This window comes from Streptomyces sp. TLI_185 (assembly GCF_003814765.1).
Classification (GTDB): domain Bacteria; phylum Actinomycetota; class Actinomycetes; order Streptomycetales; family Streptomycetaceae; genus Streptomyces.
The window spans coordinates 9,342,658-9,358,854 of the sequence record NZ_RKRB01000001.1 but is presented as its reverse complement, the minus strand read 5'-3'; the positions used below and the strand labels follow the sequence as shown (position 1 = coordinate 9,358,854).

15 protein-coding genes and 1 pseudogene are annotated in these 16,197 nt (G+C 70.0%); 3 read left to right on the top strand and 13 right to left on the bottom strand.

What is annotated here, in order from left to right; translation table 11 throughout:
* Position 1: 1 nt before the first annotated feature.
* The 4 genes from EDD92_RS42965 to EDD92_RS42950 all read right to left on the bottom strand — a co-directional run bounded on the left by EDD92_RS42965 (position 2) and on the right by EDD92_RS42950 (position 3,805).
* A complete protein-coding gene (locus tag EDD92_RS42965; RefSeq protein ID WP_123969277.1) occupies positions 2 to 1,108 on the bottom strand; it encodes an NAD(P)/FAD-dependent oxidoreductase in 1,107 nt (368 codons plus the stop codon).
* 168 nt (positions 1,109 to 1,276) lie between these two features.
* A complete protein-coding gene (locus tag EDD92_RS42960; protein ID WP_123969276.1) occupies positions 1,277 to 2,017 on the bottom strand; it encodes an SGNH/GDSL hydrolase family protein in 741 nt (246 codons plus the stop codon).
* A 192-nt stretch (positions 2,018 to 2,209) separates the two neighbouring features.
* Positions 2,210 to 2,803 (bottom strand): dihydrofolate reductase family protein, encoded by a 594-nt coding sequence (locus tag EDD92_RS42955; RefSeq protein ID WP_123969275.1) that lies wholly within the window; start codon positions 2,801 to 2,803, stop codon positions 2,210 to 2,212.
* A gap of 87 nt (positions 2,804 to 2,890) precedes the next feature.
* On the bottom strand, positions 2,891 to 3,805 hold the full coding sequence (locus tag EDD92_RS42950) for a LysR family transcriptional regulator (protein WP_123969274.1): 915 nt from the start codon (positions 3,803 to 3,805) through the stop codon (positions 2,891 to 2,893).
* A gap of 156 nt (positions 3,806 to 3,961) precedes the next feature.
* Between EDD92_RS42950 and EDD92_RS42945 the strand changes: the two genes are divergently transcribed.
* Complete coding sequence (locus EDD92_RS42945; protein ID WP_123969273.1) at positions 3,962 to 6,268, top strand: FdhF/YdeP family oxidoreductase; 2,307 nt, start codon at positions 3,962 to 3,964, stop codon at positions 6,266 to 6,268.
* A gap of 393 nt (positions 6,269 to 6,661) precedes the next feature.
* On the opposite strand, the gene EDD92_RS42935 is transcribed toward EDD92_RS42945, so the two are convergent.
* The 8 genes and pseudogenes from EDD92_RS42935 to EDD92_RS42900 all read right to left on the bottom strand — a co-directional run bounded on the left by EDD92_RS42935 (position 6,662) and on the right by EDD92_RS42900 (position 13,052).
* Positions 6,662 to 7,012 carry a metalloregulator ArsR/SmtB family transcription factor gene (locus tag EDD92_RS42935; RefSeq protein WP_099933171.1) on the bottom strand — a complete coding sequence of 117 codons (351 nt, stop codon included), beginning with the start codon at positions 7,010 to 7,012 and terminating at the stop codon, positions 6,662 to 6,664.
* Between the two features lie 406 nt (positions 7,013 to 7,418).
* Positions 7,419 to 7,656, bottom strand: a pseudogene (locus EDD92_RS51705) (ATP-binding protein); the annotation flags it as partial.
* Positions 7,657 to 7,714: 58 nt separating this feature from the next.
* Positions 7,715 to 9,439 carry a SulP family inorganic anion transporter gene (locus EDD92_RS42925; protein WP_123969272.1) on the bottom strand — a complete coding sequence of 575 codons (1,725 nt, stop codon included), beginning with the start codon at positions 9,437 to 9,439 and terminating at the stop codon, positions 7,715 to 7,717.
* Positions 9,439 to 9,777, bottom strand: coding sequence for a metalloregulator ArsR/SmtB family transcription factor (locus EDD92_RS42920; protein ID WP_123969271.1), 339 nt, complete (start codon positions 9,775 to 9,777; stop codon positions 9,439 to 9,441). The genes EDD92_RS42925 and EDD92_RS42920 overlap by 1 nt, the downstream gene beginning before the upstream one ends.
* A 129-nt stretch (positions 9,778 to 9,906) precedes the next feature.
* Positions 9,907 to 10,266: a zinc ribbon domain-containing protein YjdM gene (locus tag EDD92_RS42915; RefSeq protein ID WP_123969270.1), complete on the bottom strand. Its 360-nt coding sequence runs from the start codon at positions 10,264 to 10,266 to the stop codon at positions 9,907 to 9,909.
* Positions 10,267 to 10,304: 38 nt separating this feature from the next.
* On the bottom strand, positions 10,305 to 10,961 hold the full coding sequence (locus tag EDD92_RS42910; RefSeq protein WP_123969269.1) for a DUF1326 domain-containing protein: 657 nt from the start codon (positions 10,959 to 10,961) through the stop codon (positions 10,305 to 10,307).
* A 164-nt stretch (positions 10,962 to 11,125) separates the two neighbouring features.
* Positions 11,126 to 12,007, bottom strand: coding sequence for an LLM class flavin-dependent oxidoreductase (locus EDD92_RS42905; RefSeq protein ID WP_123969268.1), 882 nt, complete (start codon positions 12,005 to 12,007; stop codon positions 11,126 to 11,128).
* Between the two features lie 25 nt (positions 12,008 to 12,032).
* Complete coding sequence (locus tag EDD92_RS42900; RefSeq protein WP_123969267.1) at positions 12,033 to 13,052, bottom strand: aldo/keto reductase; 1,020 nt, start codon at positions 13,050 to 13,052, stop codon at positions 12,033 to 12,035.
* 162 nt (positions 13,053 to 13,214) lie between these two features.
* On the opposite strand from EDD92_RS42900, the gene EDD92_RS42895 reads away from it, so the two are divergent.
* Together EDD92_RS42895 and EDD92_RS42890 are read left to right on the top strand one after the other, a co-directional pair.
* On the top strand, positions 13,215 to 13,805 hold the full coding sequence (locus EDD92_RS42895) for a TetR/AcrR family transcriptional regulator (protein WP_123969266.1): 591 nt from the start codon (positions 13,215 to 13,217) through the stop codon (positions 13,803 to 13,805).
* A gap of 29 nt (positions 13,806 to 13,834) precedes the next feature.
* Positions 13,835 to 14,443: a cadmium resistance transporter gene (locus EDD92_RS42890; protein WP_123969265.1), complete on the top strand. Its 609-nt coding sequence runs from the start codon at positions 13,835 to 13,837 to the stop codon at positions 14,441 to 14,443.
* Positions 14,444 to 14,746: 303 nt separating this feature from the next.
* On the opposite strand, the gene EDD92_RS42885 is transcribed toward EDD92_RS42890, so the two are convergent.
* Positions 14,747 to 15,883 carry a hypothetical protein gene (locus EDD92_RS42885; protein WP_123969264.1) on the bottom strand — a complete coding sequence of 379 codons (1,137 nt, stop codon included), beginning with the start codon at positions 15,881 to 15,883 and terminating at the stop codon, positions 14,747 to 14,749.
* Positions 15,884 to 16,197: the final 314 nt, after the last annotated feature.

Genomic DNA, 16,197 nt, shown 5'->3' with positions numbered 1-16,197 from the left:
GCTACGCAGCGGTGTACCCGAGTTGGCGCCTCATGTACGGCGTCATAAGGGTCTTCGCCTTGGCCAGCACCGAGGTGCGGCCGCCGAGGACCGCGCTCTCGCCGCCCGGGACGGGCAGCAGGGTCAGCCCGTCGGCCGGGCCGAAGGGCACGATGAGCGGGGTGCGGTGGATCGCCCGGTAGAGCCGGGGTTCCTTGCGGTGCTTGCCGGAACTGTTCAGGTAGGTACGGATGTTCCACGCGGCGAGGTCGGCCTGGGCCAGCGCGGCGGGGGTGATCTTGAGTTCGGTGGCGTCGTTCACGTCGCCGACGGCGAACACGTCCAGCCGTCCCTCGACCCGCAGGGTGCGGTCCACTTTGACGTGCCCGGCCGGGTTCAGCCAGTCGCCGTGTCCGCCCAGACGCAGCCAGAGCGTGTTGGGAGTGGTGCCCGTCGCCCAGAAGGAGAGGTCGGCCTCGATGACGGTGCCGTGCGCGTCGCGATACGTGCCGAAGTCGTTGCCGGGCGACATGAACGAGTCGAGGCGTACTTCGACGTCGTGGGACTCCAGCCAGGCCCGTGCCCTGCGCCCGGCCCGCTCGACGCCCGTGGAGTGCAGCAGCGCCGGACCGGAGTGGGCGAGCGTGACCCGGGCATCCGGCCGGGCCAGGCGCACCTCGGCGGCGAGTTCGACGCCGGAGGGGCCTCCGCCGACGACGAGGACATGCCCGGCCGCCGCTACCTTCTGCTGGTGCCCGGCGAAGGACTTGACCGCCTCGTCGGTGGTGGTGCCGGTGAAGCGGGCCGGTTCGGGGTAGTCGGCGCCGGTGGCGATCACCACCACGTCGTACGGCAGCCTCTCCCCCGTCGCCAGGACGACCTGGCGCTCGGTGGTGTCGATACGGACCGCCTTGCCCACGGCCACCCGGCCGTTGCGCAGCAGTCGGTCGTACGGGATGAAGGGGGTCACGGACCACTCCGGGCGAACTCCGGCGCGTAGCGAGGCGATACGGTGGAAGAAGACCTCCTTGCGGTCCACCAGCGTGACCCGCGCCACCGAGTCCAGTCGTTTCGCCAGCCGTACTCCCGCGTAGCCGCCGCCGATCACTACTACGTCGCCGTCGCGCACAACGCGTCTCCTGTGCCTGTGGGGGGATGCGAGCGCCGCGATGTGGGGGCTTCCTCGGCCACTCGAACTGCGCATGAGCGTACCGCTTGAAACTTAAAGCTCTCATGGGGCTTTGTGGGGATTCTGTGAAGCGAACGCGACGGCATGGATGGGGCGCAGGCCTGGTGCTCACGTCCCGCGGGGCGTGGGGCGTACCAGGCCGGTCTGGTAGGCGATGACCACGAGTTGGGCGCGGTCGCGGGCGCCGAGTTTGGTCAGGGCCCGCTGGATGTGGGAGCGGCCGACCACGAACACCCGGGCCTCGGGCGCCCGGCGCTCGATGTCGTGCAGCACGCCGGTCAGCCGCCCGCCTGCTGCTTCGATCCTCGCGGCGATGTCGTCGGTGCCGTCGGACAGGTACCGCGCCTTGCAGGGCGCCTTGTCCGGCGCCGGGTCCCCGAAGCGGTTCTCCAGCTGGTAGCGGAGGCCGGCCTGGACGCATGTAGTGATCATCGAGCTGAAGCTGATGTCGTTGCCGCCGATGCCCAGGGTGACCAGCCGGGTCGCCGTGGACACCGCCGACAGCTGGGCCGGATTGGTCCCCTGGTGGGTGGACTGCGCTGCGGACAGGTCGGCCATGGTGGCTCCGCTGCAGCTCAGGTCACGGAACTCGGCCTGTTTCAGGCCCAGTTCGCGGGCGACGAGGGCGGGGTAGTTGTGGTCGGAGCGCTCACAGCCGGCGGGTTTCCCGCTCTGGCCGGGGACCTTCGGAGCGGCCGTATAGGAGTCGCCCAGTGCGACATGGGGCCGATTCGGGAGTGCGATCAGGGACGATGCAACGCCGCCACCGCCACGGCCGAGACCGACCGCGGTCACGAGCGCGGCACACGAGACGGCCGCCGCCAGCCCGAGCCTTGTACGAGTTCTCATCCGCGGTCCTGCCTTCCGCCGACCCGGCCCCTACAGACTCGGACACGGCATCAGGCTCGCCGGGGCAGGCCCTGCCCGTCGTCGTCCCTGTGCTGGCACCGGGCCTACTGAAAGCGCGGTAGCCGCCATCCGGTTTGTCCTCCGGAGGCACGACGTATCGCGACGAGGCAGCTTTTTGACAGGTTTCCCCGCCTACTTGTTGACGGGGTAATAGAGATGAGTGACCCCGGCACTCTCGACGACTCGTGGTGTGCCGAGTGTGATCGGAGCGTTGCTGAGGTCTCCGACGAGGCGGGTGCCGGCGCCCAGGAGAACGGGGACGAGGTCGACGTGGATCTCGTCCACCAGCCCGGCGTCCAGGGCCTGGCGGGCCAGGTCTCCCGCGGCCACGCCGACGTCGCGCGCACCGGCGGCGGCCCTTGCCTGCTGGATCGCGCTGTGCAGGCCGTCGGTGACGAACGTGAAGGGGGCCTCCGGATGGGCCCAGTCGGCGGGCGCCCGGTGGGTGACGACGTAGACCGGCACGCCGAAGGGGTGCCTGCCGCCCCAGCCCTGCGTGACGTCGAACAGCCGGCGGCCGACCACGAGCGCCCCGAAGGCAGCCATCTGTTGCCGCAGGTGCTCCGCGCTGACCGGCGACAGCCGGAAGGACCAGCGCGGATCAGCGGACGGCACCTCGATGTCCCCGTTGCGGTGCCAGGCGAAGAGGTGCTCGAAACCCGTCTCGGCCGGACCGGCAATGAACCCGTCGAGGGACATCGACGCCGAGGTGGTGACCTTCCCCATGAAAATCTCTCCCGTTCTGTGTCTCTCTGTAGCCCGCTTGCGGTGGGTGTGGAGACCCTCGGTCGCCGGGAAACTCATCGGTCCTGGCTAGTCGGGCAGCCGCTCCAGCGCGGCCGCGACGCCCGCCTGACCCGCGGCGTCGATCAGTGCCTGGCCGATCACCGAGACGGGCTCGCGCGCCGGGAGGACCAGGCCGATGCGTTCCGTGCGGACCGGACGGACCAGGGGAACGGCCTGCATACCCGCGGGCACACCGAAGACGTGGAGCCAGGCGTGCGGTACGACGCTCGCCCAGTGCCCGGCTCTGACCTGCGCGAACAGCGAGGCGATGGAGTCCGTCTCCACGCGTGGGGTCACGGAGACGCCCGCCGCCTCGAAGGCCGCCTCCAGGACCTGACGCCCCTGCATTCCGGGATGCAACAGGCACAGCGGGTACTGGGAGGCCTCCTCCCACGAGATTTCGGCCGGCCCGGAGTCGCGGGCGGAGCGCTGGATCAGCAGGACGTAGCGCTCCAGATACAGCGGGACGAACTTGAAGCCGTGTTCGACGACGGTGCTGTGATAGGTCACTGCGGCGTCGAGCTCGTACGTCTTGAGACGGTTGACGATGTCCACGGACTGCAGGTCGGCGAAGACCTGTACGGTCGCCAGCGGGTTGGCGACGCAGAACGGCTGGGTCAGGAGCGCGACCGCCGTGGCGGCCGTCGGGACGGTGCCGATGCGCAGCCGGCCGGTCAGCCCGGCCCGCAGCGCCTGGATCTCGCCCTGCATGGCGTCCCGGTCGGCGAGGATGCGCTGCGCCCACAGGACGACACGCTCGCCCTCCGGTGTGAGGCCGTCGAACCTGCGGCCCCGCTGGACCAGAGGGATGCCGAGCTCGTCCTCCAGTTTCCGGATGCCCTCGGACAGGGTCGGCTGGGAGACGTAGCAGGCCTGCGCGGCCTTCGCGAAGTGGCGGGCGCGCGAGAGGGCGACGAGGTATTCGAGTTGACGCAGCAGCACCTTCCCATGATCCCTCGCCCACGGCCGCCGCGCGCCGCTGGTCCCGGACACGCTGCACTGATCGGTGTCGCCTGTCACGCGATAGGAACTTCCGCTTTGACCTGGTCCGACGCGCTGCCGAAGAGTGTCGTGCGGACGAGAGGGCGTGGTTGTTCGATGCGGGACTTCGAAGAAGACGGAGCGGAAGAGGGCGAGCTGTCGGTCTCGGCTCCCAAGACATGGGCCACCGGCGCTCCCGCCGTCGTGCACGCGCTCAAGTACGCGCTCGGCCAGACCTCGCCGAAGCGCACCGCGCTGACGCTGCTCAACATCAACCAGGCGAAGGGTTTCGACTGCCCCGGCTGTGCCTGGCCGGAGCCCGCGCCGGGCGAGCGGCACCGCAACGAGTACTGCGAGAACGGCGCCAAGCACATCAGTGACGAGGCCACCTCCCGGCGGATGACCGCGGACTTCTTCCGGCAGTACTCGGTGGACGAGCTGAGCCGGAAGTCGGACTACTGGCTCAACCAGCAGGGACGGCTGACCGAGCCGATGGTGCTGCGCGAGGGCGCGACCCACTACGAGCCGGTCGGCTGGGACGAGGCGCTGGACCTGCTCGCCCGGGAACTGCGCGCCCTGGACCACCCGGACGAGGCGCTGTTCTACACCTCCGGGCGGCTGGCCAACGAGCCGGCCTTCCTGCTGCAGCTGTTCGCCCGGGCCTTCGGCACCAACAACCTGCCCGACTGCTCCAACATGTGCCACGAGTCCAGCGGTTCGGCTCTGGGCGAGACCCTGGGCATCGGCAAGGGCAGCGTCAGCCTCGACGACCTCTACAACGCCGACCTGGTCTTCGTCGTGGGGCAGAACCCCGGCACCAACCACCCGCGGATGCTGTCCGCGCTGGAGGAGACCAAGCGGCGCGGCGGCAGCGTCGTCGCGGTCAATCCGCTGCCCGAGGCGGGACTGCTGCGCTTCAAGCATCCGCAGAAGGCACGCGGGGTCATCGGCCGCGGCACGGACATCGCCGACCAGTTCCTGCAGATACGCCCCGGCGGCGACCTGGCCCTGTTCCAGGCGCTGAACCTGCTGCTGCTGGAGGCGGAGGACAAGGAGCCGGGCACGGTCCTGGACCGCGCGTTCATCGACGAGCACACCACCGGCTACGACGCCTTCGCCGAGCAGATCCGCGCCACGTCCTGGGATGCTGTCCTGGACGCCACGGGGCTGACCCGCGACAAGATCGAGCAGGTGCACGCGCGCGTGCTGAACAGCCGCAGTGTCATCGTCTGCTGGGCCATGGGCCTGACCCAGCACAAGCACGGTGTGCCCACCATCCGGGAGGTCGTCAACTTCCTTCTGCTGCGCGGCAACATCGGCCGCCCGGGCGCGGGGGTGTGCCCGGTGCGCGGGCACAGCAACGTCCAGGGCGACCGCACGATGGGGATCTGGGAGCGGATGCCTCAGGCGTTCCTGGACCGGCTGGGGCGGGAGTTCCGCTTCACCGCGCCGACCGCGCACGGCCTGGACTCCGTGGACTCCATCCGGGCCATGCTCAACGGCCGGGCCAAGCTCTTCCTCGGGGTCGCGGGCAACTTCGTACGGGCCACCCCCGACAGCGATGCCACCGAGCGCGCCATGCGCAACTGCCGTCTGACGGCGCACATTTCGACCAAGCTCAACCGTTCCCACGCGGTGTGCGGACGGACCGCGCTGATCCTGCCGACGCTCGGCCGCAGCGACCGGGACGTCCAGGCGGGCGGCGAGCAGTTCATGACGGTCGAGGACTCCATGAGCGAGGTCCACGCCACCCGCGGCCGGCTCACCCCCGCCTCCCCGCACCTGCTGAGCGAGGTGTCCATCATCAGCCGTCTCGCCCGCCGGGTGCTGGGCTCCGAACCGGACATCCCCTGGGAGGACTTCGAGGCCGACTACGACCTCGTCCGCGACCGCATCGCCCAAGTCGTCGAGGGGTTCCACGACTTCAACGAGCGGGTACGGCGCCCCGGCGGCTTCCGCCTGCCCAACCCGGTCAACTCCCGCGTCTTCCGCACCCCCAGCGGCAAGGCCGTCTTCACCGTCAACGACTTCACGATGCTCCAGGCGCCCAAGGGTCACCTGGTCCTGCAGACCCTGCGCTCGCACGACCAGTGGAACACCATCCCCTACGCGATGGACGACCGCTACCGGGGCATCAAGGGCGGCCGCCGCGTCGTCCTGGTCAACCCGGCCGACCTCGCCGACCTCGGTCTCGCCGACGGCAGCCTCGTCGACCTGGTCAGCATCTGGTCGGACGGCTCGGAGCGCCGCGCGGACGGCTTCCGCGTCGTCGGCTACTCCACTCCCCCGGGCTCTGCCGCCGCGTACTACCCGGAGACCAACGTCCTGGTACCGCTCGACAGCGTCGCGGACATCAGCAACACCCCGACGTCGAAGAGCGTGATCGTGCGCCTGGAGCGGACGGCCGAGCGGGCACCGGCGTAAGCAGCAGGAGCTCGGCGGCGACTTGGCCGCCGTATCGCAGACGAGGCTCAGCCCGCCGTCCCTCGGGCCACTGGGTAGCGTCGCTCTGGTGAAGCTGAACCTCTTCAACGACGTGCCTGACGGCCTGACTCGGCGAGCCCGATCGTTCATCCGCGCGCACGGAGTCAAGGTCGACGTCCGGCCCGTGGAGGGACACAGGCAGTGGTGGCTCGAGCGAGGCATCCCCGCGGCAGTGATCGACCGAATGGCGGCCTACCAGGAGAGATGGGGCGGTCTGCTCCTGCCACCCGCATCCCAGTACGACGGAGGCCCCAAGTACTTCGATCCGGACTCACCCGAATCGGCAGAGCGCCGTCCAAGCCTCGGAAGACGACCGCCGTGCGAGGGTCGTCGCTACGACGGCGGCCTGCCCTCCACCTGTGCGGCCTGCAGGTCGGCGAGCAGCTCGGCCTGCCCGGCCAGCACGCCCGACAGGATCGTGCGGGCCACCCGGAGCAGCTCGGCGACGTGCGGGCTGGTCAGTGAGTAGTACACGGTCGAGCCCTCCTTGCGGGTCTTGACCAGGTTCGCGCGCCGCAGCACGGCCAGCTGCTGCGAGAGGTGCGCAGGTTCGATGCCGACCTCGGGCAGCATCTCCGCGACTGCATGCTCGCGCTCGCTCAGCAGCTCCAGTACCCGGATGCGGGCCGGGTGGCCGAGGGTTTTGAAGAACTCGGCCTTCAGCTGGTACAGCGGTGTACTCACCCGGCCGTCCCCTCCCCGCTCCAGCAGCACGGCCCCGCCGACCGGGCCTCGGCGCATCGCATCCACCCACTCATCAAACACATGTGGCCCATCCTCGCGTGCGGCACCCCCCAGACCGAATCCGCACCCGAGGAAGGCAACCGCCCGAATCCAGCGGTGTCGTTCTCGACCACGGTGAGCGTCGCCGTCGAGAAAGGGATCCGCGTTCTGCCCTTCGGGGGGCCCGGCGGGCCCGCGAGCGAGGCCGAGCAAATCGGCGCCACCGAGTCCGCGGAGGCGTATGCCCGCCGCTGGGACGCCCGGCTCGCCACGCACCGCACCACCGTCACTCCTTCAACCCCGTGGTCGCTCTCCCCGGCACACCTGCGGGCCGCCCCCTTCGCGGCCCGTTGGTGCTGCCGTCGCCCGGGCCCGCCGCATGGATCACGGTCACCGTCGGGGAGACAACGGCCGCGTGCCGGACGCTGTTGGTGACCAGCTCGGCAAAGGATCAGCAGCGCCGGGTCCACTGCCGGGTGGCGCACACCGATGCCCCACTCGACCAGCGCCTGCTCGGCCGTCTCACGGGCCAATCGTACGGCCGATGGTTCGGCGGGCAGGGTGAGCACGTGCCGGTAGGGCAAGGTCTCCAGCTGTTCGGACATCACTCACGCCTCCGCGCGGGCTAGGCGGAACCCGGTGACCACCCGGCGGGGGCAGTGCTCATGGCAGGGCTTCCTCGCTGGAGGTTCGGGACAGCCGGGAGGGAAGGGCGGGCAGGACTCCGGCTGTCTCCAGATGCTCGCGGGCGGCGCGGATCGCCTCGGGGGTGGTGGCGTACTCCCGCCCCTCGTACCGCAGCGGCTCCAGCGCGCCGACCGAGTCGAGGACCTGGCGCTGGCCGGGGCGGATCCCGGAGGCGAGGACGACGATGCCACGGCGGCGCAGCTTCTGCACGGCGTCCTTGAGAACGAGGGCGCCGGTGGCGTCCATCGTCGACACCCGCGACATCCTCAGGATCACCACCCGCACGTCGGCGACCTCGGCCAGCTCCAGCAGGAAGCGGTGGGCGGCGGCGAAGAAGAGCGGTCCGTCGATGCGGTAGGCGACGATGTGCTCGGCCAGCAGCTTGTGCTCCTCGGCGCTGTGGTCACCCGGGTCGAGCGGCACCTGGTCGAAGCGGGCCTCCTTGGCGACGGCGCGCAGGGCGAGGGCACCGGCGACGACGAGGCCGATGATCACGGCGTACACGAGATCCAGAGCCAGCGTCGCCACGGCGGTGAGGACGAGTATCAGCGCATCCGACCGGGTCGCCTTCGCCATGGCCTTCAGCGAGCCGACCTCGACCATGCGGATCGCAGTGGCCAGCAGGACGCCGGCGAGCGCGGCCAGCGGGATCTTCGAGACGAGCGGTGCCGCCGCGAAGACGATCACGGCGAGGACGGCGGCATGCGTGAGGGCGGCGAGCCGGGAGCCTGCGCCGGTGCGGACGTTGACCGCGGTGCGGGCGATCGCACCGGTGGCCGGGACGCCCCCGAAGAGCGGGGCGGCGAGGTTCGCGAGGCCCTGGCCGAACAACTCCCGGTCCGGGTCGTGCTTCTGGCCGACCGTCATGCCATCGGCGACCGACGCGGACAGCAGGGACTCCAAGGCGGCGAGCGCTGCGACCGCCACGGCGGGTGCGAGCAGGCTGCGGAGCGAGCCGAGGTCGAGGAAGGACAGCGAGGGTACGGGCAGCCCCGACGGCAGGTCACCGATCGGCTTCGCCGCGTCCAGACCGGCCAGCTGTGCCACGATCGTCGCCGCGATCACGGCGACGATCGAGAACGGCACGGTCGGCCGCCACCGGGTCCCGACCAGCATGACGGCGGCCACCGTGACCGCGAAACCGACGGCCGTCCAGTTCGGGGACTTCGCGAACTCCTCGACGGCACGCCAGGTCACCACCAGCACACGGTCGCCCTCCGGCTTGGGCACGCCGAGCGCGTTCGGGATCTGCTGCAGGCCGATCACACAGGCGATGCCGAGGGTGAAGCCCTCGACGACCGGGGCGGGCACGTACTGCATGTACTTCCCGGCCCGCAGCACAGCCAGACCGACGAGCATGGCACCCGCCATCAGTCCGACGGTGAGCACCCCCGTGGGCCCGTACCGGCCGACGATCGGCACCAGGACCACCGTCATGGCGCCGGTCGGCCCGGACACCTGGAGGTTGGACCCGCCGAACACCGCCGCGAGCGCGCCCGCGACCACCGCGGTCGCCAGGCCCGCCTCCGCACCCAGCCCGGAGGAGACCCCGAAGCCGAGGGCCAGGGGCAGCGCGACGATCGCCACGGTCAGGCCTGCCAGCAGGTCGCGGCGCGGGTCGCGCCGCATCTCCGCGAGGTCGGCGCGACCCGGCAGCAACACCACGATCCGGGCCCACGCCCGGTCGATTGCCCTGGTCATCACGCGGCGGCCTCGGCTTCCCGCAGCTCGTCCAGCAGTTCGTTCCGCCCGGCGAGCATTTCGGTCAGGATCCGCCGCGCCGCCTTCATCAGGTCGGCGACGTCGCCGCCGGCCAGCTCGTACACGACGGTCGAGCCCTCGCGGGCGGAGGTGACGATCCCGGAGCGGCGCAGCACTGCCAGCTGCTGAGACAGCCCGGAGGGCTCGACCTCGATCTGAGCGAGCAGGTCCCGCACCGGCATCGGCCCGTCCTGCAGCAGTTCCAGCACGCGGATCCGTACGGGATGGCCGAGCATGCGGAAGAACTCGGCCTTGGCCTGGTACAGCGGAACGGACACGACCCCTCGGATTCCCCTACAAGGCTGCATACACAACCAAGCCAGCATCTAACCAATTGCGAAATTTTGCAATTCCGCATCCCGTTGCACCCAGGACGACCCGCAATGAAGGGGGTCCCGCGGCGGGGCTCAGGCTCTCTTGACCACGCTCGACTTGAGCTGCATCGCACCGAAACCGTCGACCTTGCAGTCGATGTCGTGACCGTCGACCCCGTCGACCAGCCGGATGTTGCGCACCTTGGTCCCGGCCTTGATCCCCGACGGGCTGCCCTTCACCTTGAGCGCCTTCACCACCACCACGGCGTCGCCGTCCTGCAGCACGTTGCCAACGGCGTCCCTGATGACACGCTCCCCGGCAGCCCCACCTCCCTCGGCACCGGCCTCTGCAGGGACCCACTCGTGGCCGCACTCGGGGCACACCACCAGGGCGTTCATCTCGTAGGTGTACGCACAGGAGCACTTCGGACAGGGCGGAGGATTCTCGTTCATCCCGCCAGGTTATCCGGCGCCGAGGAGCGCGTTTCCGCTCAGTCGGGTCCGCTCCAGTCGAAGGGGAAGTACTTGCTCGACTTCCCCGAGTGCTCCCAGGAGAAGCCGAATGCGTTGGCGCGGTCGGTCGTGGCCCGTCCCCAGGTGGCGACCTGGCCCGGGCCGACCTCGGCGCCGGGGGCGTTGTGGACCTGGACGCGTGCGCCGTCCGGAGTCGTCGGGCCGGTGAGTGCCTCGGCGGTGGCCGTGACCCGATCGGGAATCTCGGCCCGCCAGCCGGAGAGATCCTCGTCGATCTCCACGTGGATGGGGACGACGTCCATGCCGCGCATCTCGGGGTGGAACATCCCCACGAACTGCGCCGGCCATCCGCCCGCCTCACCGCCGAAGACGGCCTGCAGCGCACCGCGCTGCTTTTCGTCGGCGCGTTCGTCGAGGAAAACCGCGGCGTACGGGTCGGTGTGTGCGCCGGACCAGACGTCGCCGGTGAACGAGGCGACTATCACGACGTTGAGGTCGTCGAGCCGCACGGCGCCGTAATTGCCTTCCCGGATGTGCCAGGCCATGATTCCTTCGCAGTCACCGTAGGTGGGCGGCTGTGCAAACGTGCAGGGGCACGGTATGGCGCACTTGCACACGTCGAACCAGTCTCCGACCAGGTGCCATCGCGTGTCGGTGGTGACCTGTTCTGTCATCTCGCTTGCCTCCTGCCGAGCCCCGAGGGCTCACTCGGAGTGGCGAGACCGGGTTTCCCGAGCCCGCTCACGGGATCGCGAAGCGGCCTCCGTTCCAGCTTGCACCTCAGCACCCAGGAGGGGAAACCCGACCCAGGAGGGGAAACCCGGCCGCGCTCTGCGGTTCATACGAAGACAGGCGCGCCGATGATCTCGTCGGTCAGCCACCGTGCGACACCGTCGGGGTAGGGCGACGGCAGGCCCAGGACGATGTGCCGGAAGCCGGCGTCGATCGCTTCGGCGACCGCGTCCCTGGTGTCGCCAGGACGGTCGTAGGCGACGTGCAGGACGATCGAGCGGGTGATCGAGGCGGGGTCGCGACCGATCTCGGTGCAGTAGCGGTCCAGCAGGGCGCTCCGGCGGACGGCGTCGTCGGTGCTGCCGCCCGGCATGTTCCACAGGTCCGCGTGCTCGGCGGCCACGCGCAGGGTCGCCGTTGAGCGTCCGCCGATGAGGATCGGCGGATGGGGGCGCTGGACGGGTTTGGGGTTGCCGAACGCTCCGGTGAGGTGGTGGTGAGTGCCGTGGAAGTCGAACGGCTTCTCCTCGGTCCACAGGCGCCGGATCACGGTGCACGCCTCAGCCAGGCTTTCCACGGCCTGGGCGGTGTCCTGGAAGGGCAGGCCGTGAGCCGGGTACTCACGCCGGGCCTCGGGCGGGTCGGGCCGGGACCCGACGCCGAGACCGAGGTCGAGCCGGCCGCCGGAGACGACGTCGACGGTCGTGGCGATCTTGGCCAGCATGGCGGGCGGCCGGAACCGGTTGCTGGTCACCAGGAGGCCGAGGCGCAGGCGGTGGGTCTGTGCGGCCAGGGCCGCTAGCAGCGTCCAGCCCTCGTAGACGGGTCCGTCCGGGGCGCCTGCGATGGGCATGAGGTGGTCGAACAGCCAGGCGTGCTCGATCTCCGGGATGGTGTCGGCCTCGCGCCACACCCGCAGGACGTCGTGGTAGTCGACCTGCATGGGGGCGGTCATGATGCCGAAACGGACTCGCGATGCGGGCGTCATGGGGTTGTCGTTCCTCCTCGGACGGTCAGCGGCGGCGCAGTGACGGGTCGAGCAGGGCGGGCGGGGTGTCGTACTTCTCGTGCGGGGCCAGGTCGGTGCCGGGAGCCACGATCGTGTCGATCGCGTCGAGCACGTCGGCCGGCAGCACGGTGTCGGCGGCGGCGAGCTGGGATTGCAGGTGCTCCGGTGTCCGGGGGCCGATGAGCGCGCTGGTCACGGCCGGGTGCGCGGTCACGAATCCGAGCGCGAGCTGGATCATCGTCAGTCCGGCCTCGTCGGCGACCTTGGCCAGCTGCTCGACGGCGTCGAGCCTGGCCCTGTTCTCGGGAAGTCCGGTGTCGAAGCGCTGCGGCATGAACGTCGAGCGGTTGGTGGTGATGGAGCGGCCTGCGCGGACGGCGCCCGACAGCCAGCCCGAGGCCAGCGGGCTCCACACCAGCACTCCGAGCCCGTACTCCTGGGTCACCGGCAGGACGTGGGTCTCGATCCCGCGCTGCAGGATCGAGTAGCTGGGCTGTTCGGTGACGTAACGGCCCAGGTGATGCTCGCGCGCGGCCCACTGGGCCTGCACGATGCGGTGGGCGGGGAACGTGGAGGACCCGAAGTAGCGGATTTTTCCCGCGCGTTGCAGGTCGGTCAGGGCCGACAGCGTCTCTTCGTCTCCGGTGCTCGGGTCCCACCGGTGGATCTGGTAGAGATCGACGTGGTCGACGCCGAGACGGCGCAGGCTGTCGTCCAGCGCGGTGACCAGCCAACGGCGCGAACTGCCCCGGTGGTTGCGCTCGTCGCCCATGGGCAGGCCCGCCTTCGTGGCCAGCACGATGTCGTCGCGGCGGCCCTCGATGGCTTTGCCGACCATCTCCTCCGATTCGCCGTCGCTGTACACGTTGGCGGTGTCGATGAGGTTGATCCCGGCTTCGAGCGCGGCATCGACGATGGCGGTGGCATCGCCCTGGGTGCTGTGCCCGATCCTGCCGAAGTTCATCGCGCCGAGCGCGAGCGAGCTGACCTGCACACCGGTGCGGCCCAAGGTGCGGTACTGCATGACCGTGCTCCTCCATTGCGGGTGGGTGGCGGTGCGTTGCGACCAGGCATGGCTTGGTCGCGGGGCTCCGGCTCTGGCATCATGAGCAAAGCGGAACGTCGCTCCGATTAAGATACGGAACACTGCTCCGCTTCAGCAAGCCCCATGGGAGGGAACGGCACGGTGAACGACAGCGGCAAGGGTGCAGGACGCGCAGCCCGGCCCAAGCGGACGGACGCCCGGCGCAACGAGCAGACCCTGCTCGACGCGGCCGCCGCGGTCTTCGTCACCTCGGGCGTGGAAGCGCCGGTGCGCGACATCGCGGCCAGGGCCGGCGTCGGGATGGGCACGATCTACCGCCACTTCCCGACGCGAGCGGACCTCATCGTGGCCGTCTACCGGCACCAGGTCGAGGCCTGCGCAGAGGCCGGCCCGGCCCTGCTGGCGAGCAGCCCGACCCCCTACGCCGCACTGGGGCAGTGGATCGACGGGTTCGTCGACTTCCTGGTCACCAAGCACGGACTCGCTGCCGTACTGCAGTCCGACAACGCCGGCTTCGACACGCTGCACGCGTACTTCCTCGACCGCCTCGTGCCCGTGTGCACCCAACTGCTCGACGAGGCCGCCACCTCCGGCGAAATCCGGTCCGACCTCAACGCCTACGAGCTCATGCGCGGCGTCGGCAACCTCTGTATCGGCGCCGAAAGCGACCCCCGCTACGACGCCCGCCGACTGGTCGAACTCCTCATCGCAGGACTGCGCCGACCGAACTGACCACGTACGAGCATGAGGGGCGTTCATCGGTGAACCTGGGGATCGTCGCGCAGGCGGCCGGGCTGTTCGCCGTCACCAACATCGACGACATCCTGCTCCTGTCGCTGTTCTTCGCGCAGGGCGCGGGCCACCGTGGTTCCGCCCGCCGGATCACGCTCGGCCAGTACGTCGGCTTCGCCGCCATCCTCGCCGTCGCCGTCGCCGCGGCATTCGGCGCTGCCTTCCTGCCCGAGCCGGCCATCCCGTATCTCGGACTGCTCCCCCTCGTGCTCGGCCTGAAATCGGCCTGGCAGGCATGGCAGCGCCGCGACGACAAGGACGAGGACGAGGACGACGCGCAGGAGAGGGCCGAGGGCGGGCCGAGAGCGCTGGAGGTCGCCGCGGTCACCTTCGCCAACGGCGGCGACAACATCGGCGTCTACGTCCCCGTGTTCGCCACCGCCGGCCTGGGCGGGATGAGCGTGTATGCCGCCGTCTTCCTGGCCCTGGTGGCGGTGTGGTGCTTCGCGGGCCGCTCCTTCGCCACCCGGCCGGTCATCGCCAAGGCGCTCAGCCGGTGGGGGCACGTCCTGCTCCCGCTGGTCCTGATCACCCTCGGGCTGCTCATTCTCATCGAGGGCGGCGCATTCGGCTGGTAGCCCTTGCTGGCCGGTGTGCCGGGCCCGATCGTCCGGGCCCGGCTCGACAGCCGTACTGCCAGATCGCCTGACGGACAGTCAGAGTCCGCCCAACGCCCCTCCGTTTCTTCGCGGGCCGACTGCCGTGTCGAGGCCCCCGGCCACCGGGGCGCGGCTGAGGACACCATCGCCATCACGCCGGCGGCCGTGTCGCGCAGGCACCACCCAGGATCAGCTTCTCCTCGTCGTGTGCAGAGGTGTTCGCGAGCGGGGCGAGCCGCCCGTGTTCCGCGTCCAGCGGTGCGGACGCTGCCGTTTCGACGGCTACTTCGAGTGGTCCGGCTTCGTCGGCTGGTCCGGCTTCGTCGGCTGGTCCGGCTTCGTCGGCTGGTCCGGATAGGCAGGCTTCACCGGCTGGTCCGGATAGGCGGGCTTCGTCGGGTGCTCCGGATAGGCGGGCTTCTCCGGGGACGCAGGCTTTACCGGGTGCTCCGGATAGGCAGGCTTCACCGGCTGCTCCGGATACGCAGGCTTCTCCGGGGACGCAGGCTTCACCGGCTGCTCCGGATACGCAGGCTTCTCCGGGGACGCAGGCTTCGTCGGCTGGTCCGGATAGGCAGGCTTCGTCGGGTGCTCCGGATAGGCGGGCTTCTCCGGGGACGCAGGCTTTACCGGGTGCTCCGGATAGGCAGGCTTCACCGGCTGCTCCGGATACGCAGGCTTCTCCGGGGACGCGGGCTTCACCGGGTGCTCCGGATAGGCAGGCTTCACCGGCTGCTGCGGATACGCAGGCTTCTCCGGGGACGCAGGCTTCACCGGCTGGTCCGGATAGGCAGGCTTCGTCGGGTGCTCCGGATAGGCAGGCTTCGTCGGGTGCTCCGGATAGGCGGGCTTCACCGGCTGCTGCGGGTAAGCAGGCTTAACCGGCTGCTGCGGGTAGGCAGGCTTCGCCGGGTGAGCAGGATACGCAGGCTTCACCGGCTTCTGCGGGTAAGCAGGCTTCACCGGGTGAGCAGGATACGCAGGCTTCACCGGGTGAGCAGGATACGCAGGCTTGGCCGGCTGGGCCGGATATCCAGGTTTCGCGGGATGTGCCGGATACGCAGGCTTCACCGGCTTCTGCGGGTGAGCGGGCTTGGCGGGCTGTGCCGGATAAGACGGCTTGACCGGCTGCTGAGGGTACGCAGGCTTCGCCGGATGATCCGGATACGCGGCCTTCTCCGGCTGCTTCGGATGAGCGGGCTTCTCCGGATACGCAGGCTTCACGGGGTGAGCCGGATACGCAGGCTTCGCCGGATGTTCCGGGTAAGCGGGCGGCGCCGGGGACGGCGGGTGCGGGGTGGTGAGGTTCTGGGCGTAGGCGGTTCCCGCGTTCGACAGCGCGGCAGCGCCAAGCGCGGCAGCCATGACAGCTGGCGTCAGAACGGATCGCCATCGCGGCGATTTCGTCATCGTCTCCACTCTCCTCGACTCGGTTCGGGGCTTCGTGACGGCCGGTCAGTACCAAGAGCCGGATAGTGGAATGATCAGAAAATCGGAGACATGAATAACGCTCCGGCGGCCATAAGCCACCGGATGGTGTAGCGCGGGAGGCCAGTTGGCCCGGGTGGCGACGAGGGTTCGCGCCGAGACGGCTTCATGAGCCGGCCAGGTTCAGAAGCCGGCGGCCGCCGCTCCCCTCGGTGCACCCCATGGCGCCGCACATCGCCCCCACAACAGCTCCAGCCCTAGGACCACGATCACCTAAAATGTCCGCTTTGGTGCGTATAGTTCCC